This window comes from Roseateles sp. SL47 (assembly GCF_026625885.1).
Classification (GTDB): Bacteria; Pseudomonadota; Gammaproteobacteria; order Burkholderiales; family Burkholderiaceae_C; genus Roseateles.
Genome location: NZ_CP113068.1, coordinates 2785507 through 2799947 on the forward strand (window position 1 = coordinate 2785507; position 14441 = coordinate 2799947).

General features: G+C 65.2%; 9 protein-coding genes and 1 pseudogene. 5 read left to right on the top strand and 5 right to left on the bottom strand.

All coding sequences use genetic code 11. The annotated features are described in order from the left end of the window. Nucleotides 1-18: 18 nt before the first annotated feature. The 4 genes and pseudogenes from OU995_RS12190 to OU995_RS12205 all read left to right on the top strand — a co-directional run bounded on the left by OU995_RS12190 (nucleotide 19) and on the right by OU995_RS12205 (nucleotide 4871). Nucleotides 19-2211: a hypothetical protein gene (locus OU995_RS12190; RefSeq protein ID WP_267835815.1), complete on the top strand. Its 2193-nt coding sequence runs from the start codon at nucleotides 19-21 to the stop codon at nucleotides 2209-2211. Nucleotides 2212-2285: 74 nt separating this feature from the next. Next, a pseudogene (locus OU995_RS12195) lies at nucleotides 2286-3056 on the top strand (DUF2332 family protein); the annotation flags it as partial. A gap of 169 nt (nucleotides 3057-3225) precedes the next feature. After that, a complete protein-coding gene (locus OU995_RS12200) occupies nucleotides 3226-3603 on the top strand; it encodes a helix-turn-helix domain-containing protein (protein ID WP_267835816.1) in 378 nt (125 codons plus the stop codon). Continuing rightward, on the top strand, nucleotides 3600-4871 hold the full coding sequence (locus OU995_RS12205) for a type II toxin-antitoxin system HipA family toxin (RefSeq protein WP_267835817.1): 1272 nt from the start codon (nucleotides 3600-3602) through the stop codon (nucleotides 4869-4871). The genes OU995_RS12200 and OU995_RS12205 overlap by 4 nt, the downstream gene beginning before the upstream one ends. Nucleotides 4872-4972: 101 nt before the next feature. On the opposite strand, the gene OU995_RS12210 is transcribed toward OU995_RS12205, so the two are convergent. The 5 genes from OU995_RS12210 to OU995_RS12230 all read right to left on the bottom strand — a co-directional run bounded on the left by OU995_RS12210 (nucleotide 4973) and on the right by OU995_RS12230 (nucleotide 11569). Continuing rightward, the gene (locus OU995_RS12210; protein WP_324288742.1) at nucleotides 4973-6637 is read right to left on the bottom strand and encodes a methyl-accepting chemotaxis protein; all 1665 of its coding nucleotides are present in this window, start codon (nucleotides 6635-6637) and stop codon (nucleotides 4973-4975) included. 76 nt (nucleotides 6638-6713) lie between these two features. Beyond that, nucleotides 6714-7604: a maltose ABC transporter permease MalG gene (malG, locus tag OU995_RS12215; protein WP_267835819.1), complete on the bottom strand. Its 891-nt coding sequence runs from the start codon at nucleotides 7602-7604 to the stop codon at nucleotides 6714-6716. Between the two features lie 19 nt (nucleotides 7605-7623). After that, on the bottom strand, nucleotides 7624-9270 hold the full coding sequence (malF, locus tag OU995_RS12220) for a maltose ABC transporter permease MalF (protein WP_267835820.1): 1647 nt from the start codon (nucleotides 9268-9270) through the stop codon (nucleotides 7624-7626). Next, complete coding sequence (gene malE, locus OU995_RS12225) at nucleotides 9267-10472, bottom strand: maltose/maltodextrin ABC transporter substrate-binding protein MalE (RefSeq protein ID WP_267835821.1); 1206 nt, start codon at nucleotides 10470-10472, stop codon at nucleotides 9267-9269. The genes malF and malE overlap by 4 nt, the downstream gene beginning before the upstream one ends. After that, nucleotides 10469-11569 (bottom strand): ABC transporter ATP-binding protein, encoded by a 1101-nt coding sequence (locus OU995_RS12230; protein ID WP_267835822.1) that lies wholly within the window; start codon nucleotides 11567-11569, stop codon nucleotides 10469-10471. The genes malE and OU995_RS12230 overlap by 4 nt, the downstream gene beginning before the upstream one ends. A 315-nt stretch (nucleotides 11570-11884) precedes the next feature. Here OU995_RS12230 and OU995_RS12235 point away from each other — a divergent pair, with 315 nt between their 5' ends. After that, on the top strand, nucleotides 11885-14389 hold the full coding sequence (locus OU995_RS12235) for a glycogen/starch/alpha-glucan phosphorylase (RefSeq protein ID WP_267835823.1): 2505 nt from the start codon (nucleotides 11885-11887) through the stop codon (nucleotides 14387-14389). Nucleotides 14390-14441: the final 52 nt, after the last annotated feature.

Genomic DNA, 14441 nt, shown 5'->3' on the forward strand with positions numbered 1-14441 from the left:
GGACGAAGGAGACTGGTGATGGTGTGGACCTCGACGATCGATAGAAGCAACGCCCAGAGCCGGGCAGGGCAGGTGTTGCTGATTGTGCTGGCCTGGGCGGCGGCGATGACGCTTGCGGTGGACCGGGCAGAGGCGGCCACCATCCGTTCGGTGGCCAACAATAACTTTGTGAGTGCCACCGCAACGGGCACCTCGTTTCTCACGGCCACCGCCGGTGTGGCCAGCAGTTGGGAGCAATTCCAGATCGTCAGCAATGCCAATGGCACGGTGTCTCTGCGCGCCAGCATCAGCGGCAACTATGTGGCGGCGGATACGGGTCTGACGGCCCCCGACACCAACAAGCTGATTGCCAATCGCGGCAGCATTGCCGGCTGGGAGCAGTTCACCGTGGTGCCGCAGTCCAATGGCAGCGTGGCGCTGCGGTCCATGGCCAACGGTCTGTATGTCTCGGCCGACCTGAATCTGGGTGGCGTGCTCGTGGCCAATCGGACCTCGGTGGATGCCTGGGAACAGTTCATCATCAGTGACCTGCCGGTGACCCCACCGGTCACCACACCGCCGGACTTCGGTCCCAACGTGCGGGTGGTGAGCCCCACCACCGCGAATCTGCAGGGGCTGATCAACGACATCTACAACGCGCAGCAACCCAATCACTTCGGGTCTCGCCGCGATGCCATCCTGCTGATGCCAGGCACCTACAACAACCTGCGCATTCCGGTGGGTTTTTATACGCAGGTGCTGGGCCTGGGCAGTCATCCGGATCAGGTGCATGTGAACGGAGACCTGCGTTCCAATGCTTATCTGGACGGTGACAACGCCACCCAGAACTTCTGGCGTGGTGCCGAGAACTTCTCGGTGACCCCCAGCCTGGGCATCGGCAACAACACCATGCAGTGGGCAGTCTCGCAGGCCATCCCGTTCCGTCGCATGCATGTGCGCGGCAACATCAAGCTCAACCAGAACAATGGCTGGTCCAGCGGCGGATGGTTCTCTGATGTGCTGGTGGACGGGCAGGTGAATTCCGGCAGCCAGCAGCAATGGATCTCGCGCAACAGCCAATGGGGCAGCTGGGTCGGGTCCAACTGGAACATGGTGTTTGTGGGCGTGCCCAACGCACCAGCCGGTGAGTTCCCGACTGCAGGGCAGCGTTACACCAAGATTGCGCAAACGCCGGTGATTCGCGAGAAGCCCTATCTGTTCATCGATGCCGATGGCAGCTATGCCGTGCGGGTGCCTTCACTGCGGACCAATGCCAGCGGCATTTCGTGGGCCAATGGCGGGATCACACCGGGCCGTACGGTTCCTATCGGCCAGTTCTACATCGCCAAGCCCAGTGACTCGGCGGCAACGCTCAACGCGCAATTGGCCAGCGGCAAGCATCTGCTGTTCACGCCCGGGGTGTATGTGTTGACGCAGACGCTGCGAGTCAACAACCCGAACACCGTGGTGTTGGGCATCGGGTTCCCGACCCTGCGCTCGGACAACGGCCAGCCGCTGATTCAAACAGCGGACGTGGATGGCCTCACCTTGGCGGGCCTCTTCCTGGACGCTGGGGCGGTGGAGTCGGGGGTGCTGGTGGAGATCGGCCCGAATGGTTCCAACGCCAACCATGCGGCCAATCCGATTGCGCTGCATGACCTGTTCTTCCGTGTGGGGGGAGCGGCGGCGGGCCGGGTGCGGATTGCCCTGAGTGTCAACGCTAACAACACGGTGGTGGATCACACCTGGATCTGGCGTGCGGACCATGGCGCTGGTGTGGGCTGGGCCAGCAATCCGTCGGAGAACGGTCTGTGGGTCAATGGCAATGATGTCACCATGTACGGGCTGTTTGTGGAGCATTTCCAGAAGCACCAGGTGGTGTGGAACGGCAATGGCGGGCGGGTGTATTTCTACCAATCTGAAATTCCCTATGACCCACCCAGCCAGGCGGCATGGAACAGCTCGACCGGCCGCGGATATGCGTCCTACAAGGTGTCGGACTGGGTCACCAGCCATGAAGCCTGGGGCCTGGGCGTCTACAGCGTGTTCACCAACGGGAACATCTGGCTGGACCGTGCCATCGAAGTGCCGGTCAACGGCAATGTGCGCTTCCACAACATGATTTCGGTGTGCCTGGGGGGCAATGGCGGCATCGTGCATGTGATCAACAACACGGGCGCACAGACGGGCTGCAATGCCTCGTACACGCCGACCGTCACCAACTTTCCCTGAACAGGGCGTCCGGGCGGATGCGCAGGTGCCGGTAACGCCGCTCCAGCCAACCTTGGGCTTCGGTCGGCCGATGCGGCGTGCTTCGCGTGGCGCTTCAAGCGCTGGTCGCGCGGCTGTGGGGCTCCTCAGGTCCACAGGAAGGAGCCCCTCAGCCTTTGGCACTCTTCGATTTCGGCTGTAGCGCGGGGCTCAATCTCGCCGTGGAAGACTACGGTTATGACGATGGCTGGGACCCCCAGCCTGCCGCACATCCGCTGGCGCCTGTGATTCCGGGTCAATGGCGGCAACAGCCGCCGCAGGCTTTGCGAGGGCCGAAGCAGTGGACCGTGGTGGAGCGTCTGGGCGTGGATCTCTCGCCGGTGGATGTGGCCGATGAGGCGGCCACACGCTGGTTGTGCGCCTGTGTCTGGCCCCATGACCACGCACGGGGGGAGCGGCTGCGCCGCGCGCTGGCGCTGGCGCGTCTGCAGCCCGCTCGGCTGGCCCGCAGCCAGGACGGCCTGGACCTGCTGCGGCGATGGAGGGCGACACTCCCCCCGCAGGTGCAGCCCGTGCTGGTCAATACCTGGGTGCTGGCCTATTTCGATGCGGCGCATCGCGAAGCCCATCGGCGGGCCATTGGCGACCTCGTGCACGACACCGGGTTGGCCTGGGTCAGCGCCGAAGCCGGCAAGTTTGCGCCGCTGATGGCGCTCCCCCCAGCGTCACAGGACGCTCCCGCCGAGACCACCACCCTCTGGACGCTTCAATGGCGCCGCAACGACGCCGTGCATACCGAGGCCTTGGCCTGGTCGCACGCGCATGGAAAGTGGATGGATTGGCTGCCCCCACAGACTGCGGGATGAGGGGGCCTGAGATGCCATTAACCAACATATAAGTAGGCTGAAACCATCGAAAGGCAATATATATAAAGGCCGGCATGTGCTGTTGCCGGTCGAGAAGCGGCCGTCGTGTTGAATGCCTGTTCAGACAACATATATGTTGGTTGTAAGCGCTTCGTGGTAATGTCTATGTATGCCGAAACGTTCTGCCGCTGTTGCCCTCCTGCCTGCGGAGGCCGCCGCCCACCTGCGTCTTCTGGGTGAGAACCTGTCGATTGCGCGCAAGCGCCGGCGGGAGACCCTCGCCGCCTGGGCGTCCCGGATCGGGGTGTCGGAACCCACGCTCTCCCGCATGGAGCGGGGGGATCCCACAGTGTCCATGGCGGTCTATGCCACCGCGTTGTGGATGATGGGCCGCAGCCGGGCGCTGGCGGACGCGGCAGACCCTCAGCAGGACCTGGGCGCGCTGGAGACAGATGTCCGGGCGGCTCTGGCCCGGTCGGTGCGCCCCCGCCGGAATGCCCGCAGCACGTCGCGTATCTCCCCCGGCCCCAAACTTGGTGCGCCATGAGCGGCAGTTTTCCGGTCGCCCCCCTGCCCGAGCCCCTGCCCGAGCGGCTGTACCTCTGGTGGCTGGGCCAACCCCAGCAGCCGAGGCTGATTGGCGAGCTGGCGATGGCCCGGTCGCTTCGGGGGGTCTCGCTCCGTTATCACCCGTCATGGCTGCGCGAGGGCTTTGCCCTGAGTGAAGACTTGCCGCTGACCGAAGGGGAATTTCTTCCCCGCGAGAAGGACATGGCGGCCGGCGCGGTGGATGACGCCCGGCCGGACCGTTGGGGGGAACGGGTGATCCGCTTCCTGGACCGGCCTCGCCGCCTGAGCGTCCTGGACTTCCTCTACTACGCCGGTGACGAGCGGTTTGGCGCGCTGGGGGTGTCTCCGTCGAGCACCGCCTATCTACCCCGGAGCATCGGCCCGCTTCCTACTCTTCCGGACGTTCCGGCCATCGAAGACCTGGTCCAGCATATTCTGGCGGGCATGCCGGTGGACGAGTCCCAACGCCGCCTGGTCGCCCCCGGCGTGACGTTCGGCGGTGCGCGTCCCAAGGCCTTGATCCACATCGATGATGAACAGTGGGTGGTGAAGTTTTCCGAGCCGGGAGAAGACTTTGATGTGCCCTTGGTCGAGCACGCCACCATGACGCTCTGCCATCAGGCTGGGATCAATGCTGCGGCCACACGCGCCCTCGCACTGCCGCAGGGCGGGCATGCCATTGCGGTACGCCGCTTTGACCGCGTCAATGGGCAACGTGTGCATGCGCAGTCCGCCAACGTGGCGCTGAAAGCGGCAGGGGCTGAGCTGGGGTATCCGGAGCTGGCGCAGTTGCTGCGTCGGCGCGGTGTCACGCGGGACCATCTCGCCCGGGCGCAGATGCGGGAACTGTTCAGACGGATGGTGTTCAACATCCTGATCGACAACACCGACGACCATGAAAAGAACCATGTCCTGCTGCTGACCGATGCAGCGCAACTGGCCCTGTCGCCGGCGTTCGACGTGTTGCCCTCGGGCCAGTCGCTGGGTTACCAGCAGATGCGCGTGGGCGCGCAGGGGCATGAGGCCAGCCTGGACAATGCCTTGTCCCAGGCCAGCCAGTTCGGGTTGGACGGCAAGGAGGCGCAGGCCGAGGTGGCGGTGGTGGCGGGTGTGGTCGCCGGATGGAAGGACCACTTCACCACCCTCGGCGTCTCCGATCGGGAGATCGATTTGCTCGCCGGGCAGATTGACCGCAGCGCCCTGGCCACCCAGCGTGATGCGGTCATCCAGGGCCGCCGACGCTAAGCGCCGCCAGCATCGCTGCCGCCAGCCCGACCACCGTCGGCTGTCCGTCAGGCTGTGAATCCACAGGGGCGCGCCCAGTGACTCCGCCGACACGGGCGCTCTCAGCCTCCGCGCAAGCGGAAGCGGCTCACCAATGCCGCCAGTTGCTGCGCCTGCTGATTCAGGCTGTCTGCGGCGGCCGCGCTTTCCTCCACCAAGGCGGCGTTTTGTTGCGTCATCTGGTCCAGTTGGGACACGGCGCTGCCTACCTGCTGAATGCCATCGTTCTGCTCCTGGCTGGACGCCGAGATGTCACGGATCAGCGTGCTGACCTGACCGACCTGCTCCACCACCCGTTGCATCACCTCACCGGCCCGCTGCGCCTGGCGGGCACCGGCTTCCACCCGGCTGGCGCTGGCCTGGATCAGGTCCTTGATCTCCTTGGCCGCACTGGCCGAACGCTGCGCCAGCGTCCGCACTTCCGATGCCACGACCGCGAATCCACGGCCCTGCTCACCCGCACGTGCAGCTTCCACGGCCGCGTTCAAGGCCAGGATGTTGGTCTGGAAGGCAATCGCATCGATCACGCCGATGATGTCGCCGATGCGGTGGGACGATTCGCTGATGCCCTGCATGGTCGTCACGAGCGCGCCCACAGTCTGCCCACCTTCACTGGCCGCACCGGAGGCTTCGGTGGCCCGGCGATGGGCTTCCGCTGCCGAGGATGCGTTCTGCGCCACCGAACCGGTCAGTTGCTCCATCGACGCCGCCGTCTCCTGCAGGCTGCCCGCTTGCGTCTCGGTGCGCTGGCTCAGGTCGGCATTGCCTTGGGCGATCTCCTTGGATCCATTGGCGATGTTCTCGCTGCTCGCGCGCACCTGACCCACCAGCGCGCCCAATTGCTGCACCATCCGAGCCATGCCTTGCAGCAGCTCGGTGGCCTCATCCTGGCCTTCCGGTTGGAGGTCCAGGGTGAGATTGCCATGGGCCACTTCCGCGCTGACCTGTGCCGCCTGCGCCAAAGGCACGGTGATGGACCGTGTCACCTGCACCGCCAGCAGCAAGCCGATGGCCACGGCGACGGCGACCGCCACCACACTCACTTCCACGCCGTTGGTGTAGGCGCCAGCGGCCTGCTGCGCCGCCTGGTCGCCCCCCTGGCGGTTGAACGTCACGTCCGCGTCGATGGCGGCAGAGAGCTTGTCGAACAGCTCGGCGGTGCGCCCGGCGCTCAGCCGGCGAGCGGCGTCATGCTGGACATCTCCGCCACGGATCGCCGTTTGGAGTTCCGTGTCGGCGGCGCGGTAGTCTCTCCAATCCGCCCGGATGGCGTCATATAGCCCCTGTTCCTTGTCCCCGGAGATGCTGGGTTCGTAGGCCTTCGCTGCCTGGTCGAAATGGCTCATGGCGGCATCGTGCTGCCGAGCCGCAGTCTCACGCGCCGCATCGTCCGTGGCCAGCGCCCCGCGCAGCGAATACTGACGCGCGGAATTGGCCGTGTCTTGCATCTCCGCCAGCAGGGCCACGCTGGGCAGCCAGTTGGTGTTGAGGTCCCGCACGTTGTTGTTGATGCGGGAGAGTTGCAGCCCGCCAAACCAGGCAATAAAACACAGCAGGCTCAGAAGGGCGGAAAAGGCCAGCATGAGACGCCTGCCGATCCTGAAGTTGCGCAGCACAGCCATGTCGAGAATCCCGAATTGTTTTGATGCTTGGCAGGATGTCCCGATCGCCCTTCTGAAACCTGTCGAGACAGGTGAGGGGCGGCGCTGGCCACGAAGGCCGCGCATTTCGTCACGTGCCGGGCCCCCCGCTGTGCGATCAGCGCCGGGCAGGTGCCGCACCCGGTCAGCCCGTTCAGTCTGTTCAGCCCTTCACGCCGCCGGCGGTCAGGCCGGACACAATCCAACGCTGGGCCAGGGTGAAGACCAAGGTGATCGGCAGCCCGGACAACACCGCCGCTGCCGCAAAGTCGCCCCACAGGAAGCGTTGGTCATGCAGGAAGTATTTGGAGCCGACCGCCAGGGTCAGGTTGCCTTCCTCCCGCAGCAGCACCGATGCCACCGGGTATTCAATGATCACGCCGATGAAGGCCAGCACGAACACCACCATCAGGATGGGCACGGCCATGGGCAGCAGCACCAGCCGGAAGGCCTGCCAATGGGTGGCGCCGTCCACCTTGGCGTTTTCTTCGATCTCGATGGGGATGGTGTCGAAGTAGCCCTTGATGGTCCAGATGTGTGTGGCCACGCCACCCAGGTAGGCCACCACCAGGCCGGCGTGTGTCTCGATGCCCAGCCAGGGCACATAGGCACCGATGGTCTCGAAAATGGCATAGATGGCCACCAGCGCCAGCACCGCCGGGAACATCTGCAGCAGCAGCATGCTGTTCAGGATGGCCGTCTTGAAGCGAAAGCGCAGCCGCGCGAAGGCATAAGCGGCGGTGGTGGAGAACGCCACGATGCACAGGGCCGAGAGGGTGGCCACCTTGATGGAGTTCCACAGCCAGGTGAGCACCGGGAAGGGCGGCTGCACCACGCTGCCGTCCGGGGCCTGGTAGGGGATGCCCAGCGCCAGCTTCCAGTGCTCCAGGCTGATCTCGGTGGGAATCAGGTGGCCCGTGGCGAAGTTGCCGGGCCGCAGCGAAATGGAGATCACCGCCAGCAGCGGGAACAGCGTGATGGCCAGAAAGACCCACAGCACGCCATGCGCCGCCCATACCCGCCAGCGGGCCTGCTTGCCTCGAACGATGGCCATCAGAAGGCTCCCTTGCTTGTCATGGCTTCCTCATCAGCCGTAGGTTGAGCACCGATAGGGCGGCCACCAGGAAGAAGATGAGCGTGGAAATGGCTGCGGCGAGGCCGAAGTCCGATCCGGAATCCCGGAAGGCGATGCGGTAGGTGTAGCTCACCAGGATGTCGGTCTGCCCCGCCGGGATCTTGCTGGAGAGGTAGTCCGGGCGACCGTCCGTCAGCAGGGCAATCACCACGAAGTTGTTGAAGTTGAAGGCAAAGGCCGCCACCAGCAGTGGCGACAGCGGCTTGATGATCAGCGGCACGGTGATCTTGAAGAAGTTGGTCAGCGGCCCTGCGCCGGCAATCGCCGAGGCTTCGTACAGATCGGCCGGAATCGCCTTCAGCAGCCCGGCTGTCAGGATCATGATGTAGGGGTAGCCCAGCCACACATTCACGATCAGCAGCATGGTCTTGGCCAGCAGTGGATCGGCGAACCACGCGGGCTTCACGCCGAAGAGCGCATCGAGCATGGCATTGATCTCCCCGAAGTTCTGGTTGAACAAGCCCTTGAACACCAGGATGCTGATGAAGCCCGGCACTGCATAGGGCAGGAACAGCAGGGTGCGATAAGTGCCACGAAAGCGCAGGTCCTCCCAGTTCAGCAGCACCGCCAGCATCATGCCGATGGCCGTTGCAAACAGCACGGTGAGCAGCGAGAACAGCACCGTCCAGGTGAAGATCGACAGGAACGGGCCGCGGAAATCCGCATCCAGCACCATGCGGGCGTAGTTCTTCCATCCCACCATCACCTTGTAGCCGGGCTGCAGGGGGTCCCCCGCAGCGTTCTCGTAATAGCCGGTGCGCGCATTGGGTTGGAAGCGTTGGCCATCGACCCTGCGCAGCAGGCTGCCGTCGGGCTGCTCCTCGAAATGGCGCCGGATGGGGCCGAACTCCCGGAGGCCGAGATACCTCAGCACCTCGGCATCTGCCGCGCCCCCGGGCCGATGCAGTCGCAACTGCGCCAGGGCCTCGCGGTGCTGCACCAGGTCGCGTAGCGAGAGGGCGGGGCCCCAGGGCGAGTGGTCGGACGCGGCTGCATCGGTGGCGGCCTGCAAGGGGATGTCCACCGGCTGGTCGCTGCGACGCAGGGCCAGCGGAGGTGTCACCCATTCCACGGTGCCGGTGTCCGGGTGCCGCAGCACGAGCCGGAACTGGCGGCCGTCTGCGTGCAGGGAATAGTCCCGCACCTGGTCTGGAACGGCCTCGTGCTGGTCCAGCAGATAGTCGCGCACCCGCTCCTGGCTCAGCAGGTGGGCCGATGAGTAGTTGGTGAAGCCGATCTGCGTGGTGTAGAGCAGCGGGAAGGCAATGAACACCAGCATGCCGGTGACACCCGGGAACAGGTAGCGCCAGGCGAAGCCGCTCTGGTTGAGGTAGATGCCGAAGCCGGCCCCAAACAGCGCCAGCGTGCCGAGCGCCCACCAGGTCTGCCCCCCGGCATACAGCGTGTAGACGAGGTACAGCGCGGCCATCGCAATGGCCGCCACCACCGGCCAGTACAACCCGCGGCCCAGCCGCTGCATCAGCCCCGGTGGCTGGACGCTATAAGCCCGCGCCAGGGGGGACTCCGCCAATGGAGAGGCCAGCGAGGCCGCCAGCGGAGACGTGGAAGCAGTGGTGGCATTCATGGCTTGACCTGCATGCGGCCGGAAGCGCCGTCCAAGGCGTCCTTGGGGCTTTGCAGTCCGTTGGTGATGGCTTCCAGGGCCGCATCCATCGCGGTCCAGAAACGTCCCACTTCAGGGATGTTGGGGATGGGCGCTCCGGCGCGGGCGTTCTCCATGGTGGCCCGGATCAGCGGATTGACCGACAGCTCGGCATAAAACGCCTTGTTGGCCGGCACGCCGATGGGCACGTCGGTATCCAGCACACGCAGGGCTTCCGGACGCATCAGATGCCGTTCAATGAATTCGCGGGCCAGATCCTTCTGCCGCGAGGGGGCCGCGATCATGCAGCCGAGCACGCCAACGAAGGAGCGTGAGGGCTTGCCCGCCACGGCGGCAGGGATGGGCGCCACGCCGAAGTCGATGCCCGCCTTGCGGGCGTTGTCCCAGGCCCAGGGCCCCGAGATCATCATGGCGATCTCGCCCCGGGCAAAGCCGGATTCCATCTCGGAATAGCGGGCGCCGCGTGGCATGTAGCCGTCCTTGATCAGGCGCTCCAGCACCTGGGCGCCGGCCAGCGCGCCGGCATTGTTGACCTGCACCTGCGTGGGATCGAAGTCGCCTTGCGCATTGCGTCCGAAGATCACGCCCCCGGCGCCGGCCAGCATCGGCCAGGTGAAGAAGCTCTTGTTGTAGTCCCACAGCAGGGCACTTTTGCCGCGCGCCTTGAGCGAGCGGTCCAGCGCCATGACCGCCTCGAAGGTGGCGGGTGGCTGCCGCACCAGGGCCTTGTTGTAGATCAGCCCCGTCGCTTCGATGGCAATCGGATACCCCCAGAACCGCCCTTGGTAGCGGAAGGCCTCCCAGGTGCTGGGCTCCTGCTCCTCATAGAGTGGCCGTCGCGGCTGCACCGGGCTGATCAGGCCGGCCTTGGCCCACTCGCCCACACGGTCATGCGGCCAGCAGAAGATGTCCGGCCCTTTGCCGGCACCGGCCGCCTGCTGGAATTTGTCCGGCGCATCCACCGGATGCTCCACCACCACCTTCACGCCGGAGGCTTCTTCAAACGCCTGGCCGACCTTCTGAAGCCCGTTGTAGGCCTTGTCGCCATTGATCCACACCAGCAGCCGAGCAGCGGACTGCGCCAGGGCGGACGCAGGCCAGGTGGCTGTGGCCAGCAGGGCGAGGGTGATGCCCACGCTGCACAGCGGCATTCTGGGGGTCATGCCGGCACTCCGACACGACGGAACGCCTGACCTTGCGCATCAAACAGGTAGCAGGCGTCTGGCGGAATCTGCAGGGACAGGCTGTCGCCGGAGCGCACGCGGGTGCGGCCATCCAATTCACAGGTGAGCGCCTCCTCCACACCGGGGAACGTGCAGTAGGCATGCGTGGTGCCGCCCAGCGATTCCACGAAGGTGATGGTGGCCTGAATCAGATTGGCGTCGCCGCCCACCTGGAAATGCTCGGGGCGCACCCCCAGCGTGACCGGGTCACCGGCCTTGGCCCGGGCGGCGTCCACCTGCGCACGGATGAGCGCACCACCGGCCAGGCGCACCATGGCCTGCGCGGCACCGGTCTCCACCATCTCGGCCGCGATGAAGTTCATCCGCGGGCTGCCGATGAAGCCGGCCACAAAGAGGTTGTCCGGATGCTCGTACAAGGCCATCGGGGTGCCCACCTGCTCGATCCGGCCGGCCGACAGCACGGCGATGCGGTCGGCCAGGGTCATGGCCTCCACCTGGTCGTGGGTGACATAGACCATGGTGGTCTTCAGGTCCTCATGCAGCTTGGCGAATTCATAACGCATGCGCACCCGCAGCGCCGCATCCAGATTCGAGAGCGGTTCATCAAACAGGAAGACTTCGGGCTTGCGCACGATGGCCCGGCCGATGGCCACCCGCTGACGTTGCCCGCCAGACAGGTCCTTGGGCTTGCGGTCCAGCAGATGCTCGATGTGCAGGATGCGGGCGGCATAACGCACGGCACGGTCGATCTCGTCCTTGCGCACCTTGGCCAGCTTCAATCCGAACGCCATGTTGTCGTAGAGATTCATGTGCGGGTAGAGCGCATAGCTCTGGAATACCATCGCAATGCCGCGTTCCGCCGGAGGGACGTCATTGACCCGTCGGCCACCAATCCGCATTTCGCCGCCGGTGATGTCTTCCAGGCCGGCAATGGTGCGCAGCAGGGTGGACTTGCCGCATCCCGAGGGGCCTACGAACACCATGAATTCGCCGTCCCGGATCTCCAGGTCAATGCCATGCAGGATCTTGGTCTCGCCATAGGCCTTGACCACGGCTTGCAGCTTCACGTCCGCCACTTGATACCTCCGCAGCGGCCCGCAGGGCGGGTGCTGCCTGTCTCGCTCGTTTGATGTGGATGCAACGTCCGGTCGGACGGCACAGGCCGGCGACGGATGTCATTTGTAGAGAATATACATGGCGCACCACGGTGTCACAACGCGGTAAAGCGCTTGAATTTGCAGCCGATTCAATATGAATCAACCACTTATTGAACAGTGCGGGATAACCCGATGTAGTCAAACTACAGAAAACTGAAGGCGCTTGGTGGATACTTCGTCCCGTCTACCGCACTGTAGAGGTCGCGCGCTGCCGGCCCCATCGCTGAACACCCTATGACTGCTGCCTCCCGTGCTCTGTCCACCTTTTCGACCGGTGATGCCATGACGACTCCCACCGCTTCTTCCGACCTGAGCGTCGCTTTCCAACTCGCGCTGCAGCGCGAGCTGCATGTGGGCGGAGAAGCCGCCAGCCCGCAGGCCTTGTTGCGGGCCGCGGCCCATGCCAGCCGGGAGTTGCTGGCCCAACGCTGGGCGGATACCCAGGCGGAAGATGCGCGGCGTGGCCTCAAGGCGTCGGTGCGCCGTGTGCACTACCTGTCGATGGAATTCCTGATGGGCCGCGCGCTCGGCAATGCACTGGCCGCGCTGGGCCTGGAGGACACGGTGCGTGCCGCCTTCCATGCTGAAGGCCACACGCTGCCGGATGTGCTGGAACGCGAGCCGGACGCCGCGCTGGGCAATGGCGGCCTTGGCCGTCTGGCGGCCTGCTTCCTGGACTCCTTTGCCGAGTTGGGGCTGCCGTCCTTCGGGTATGGCCTGCGCTACCAATACGGGATGTTTGCGCAGGGCATCCAGAACGGTCGCCAGGTGGAAGCACCGGACGACTGGATGGCACAGGGCAATCCGTGGGAAGTGATGCGCCCGGAGTTGCGTTATCTGGTGGGCTTTGGCGGCCATGTGGAAGTGGACGCCGGTGGTGCCCGCCGCTGGGTGCCGGCCGATCATCTGGTGGCTCAGGCCTACGACTTCATCGTGCCGGCCCACCACACCCAGCGCGTCTCCACCTTGCGCCAGTGGCATGCCCAGGCTGAGGCGCCCATCGACTTCGCCGCGTTCTGCCGCGGGGACCATCAGGCTGCCGCGGCGCATCGCGTGGCGGCAGATGCGATCAACTGGGTGCTCTACCCGGACGACAGCACCGAAGCCGGCCGGCTGCTGCGGTTGAAGCAGGAGGCCTTCCTGGTCAGTGCGTCGCTGCAGGACCTGATGGCACGGCATCTGCAGGAGTTCGGCACCCTGGAACAACTGGGCCGCGCCAATGCCATCCATCTGAACGACACGCACCCGGCCCTGGCCCCGGCCGAGCTGATGCGCCTGCTGCTGGATGAGCATGGCATGTCGTGGGACCAGGCCTGGTCGATCACCCGTCAGGCGGTCAGCTACACCAACCACACGCTGATGCCCGAGGCGCTGGAGACCTGGCCGGTGCGTCTGTTCGAAGCGCTGCTGCCGCGCCATCTGGAAATCATCTATGAGATCAACCACCGCTTCCTGGACCAGGTGAAGCAGCAATATCCCGGCGATGGCGAGCTGGTGCGCCGTGTCTCGCTCATTGATGAAGGCGGCCATCAGGGCAACTGGGGAGGCGAGCGCCGCGTGCGCATGGCTTCGCTGGCCATCGTTGCTTCGCACCGTGTGAACGGTGTGGCCGCACTGCATTCCGACTTGATGGTGAAGACCATCTTTGCCGACTATGCCCGGCTCTTCCCGGAACGCTTCCACAACGTCACCAATGGCGTGACACCCCGCCGCTGGCTGCAGCAAGCCAATCCGGGCCTGTCGGCACTGCTGGACCGCAACATCGGTATCGGCTGGCGCCAGCGCCTGGATGAAATGGGCCGATTGACCCCGCTGGCCGAAGACCCGGCGCTGGGCCAGGCGCTGATGGCCGTGAAGCGGGAGAACAAGCAGCGGCTGGCCGACCGCATCCGCCGGGACCTCGGTGTGACGGTGGCGGTGGACAGCCTGTTTGACGTGCAGATCAAACGCATCCACGAATACAAGCGCCAGTTGCTCAATGTGCTGCACGTGATCGCCCGTTATCAGGCCATCATCGCGAACCCGACGACGGACTGGGTGCCGCGCACGGTGGTGATCTCCGGCAAGGCGGCTTCGGCCTATGTGATGGCCAAGTCCATCATCCAGCTGGCCCATGACGTGGGCCGTGTGGTCAACAGCGACCCGCGTGTGGGCGACCGCCTGAAGCTGGTCTTCCTGCCCAACTACGGGGTGAGCCTGGCGGAGCTGATCATTCCGGCGGCGGATCTGTCGGAGCAGATTTCCACTGCGGGCACCGAGGCGTCGGGTACCGGCAACATGAAGTTCGCGCTCAATGGCGCGCTCACCATCGGCACCTGGGACGGCGCCAACATCGAAATGGCCGAGTCCTTCGGGGAAGAGCACATGTTCACCTTCGGTCTGCGGACCGAGGCGGTGGAAGCGCTCAAGCAGGTGGGCTATGAGCCGCGTCACTATGTGGAGCAGAACCCGCAGCTGCGCGCCGTGATGGATGCGGTGGCGCGCGGGGACTTCTCACAGGGCGACTCGGGTCGCTACCGCGCCCTGGTGGACAAGCTGCTGAACCAGGACATCTACCTGCTGATGGCCGACTTCGCCGATTACGTGCAGGCGCAGCAGCGTGTGGACGAACTGTTCCGTGACCCGGTGGCCTGGGCCCGCTGCGTGGCGTTGAACATGGCCGGCATGGGCTTGTTCTCGTCAGACCGCACCATCGAGGAATATGTGGACCGCGTCTGGTCCGCCAAGAGCCTGGGCTGACCGGGAGCTGCTGGTGGTGCCTTGACCGCCTCGACCGTCCTGACCACTGCAC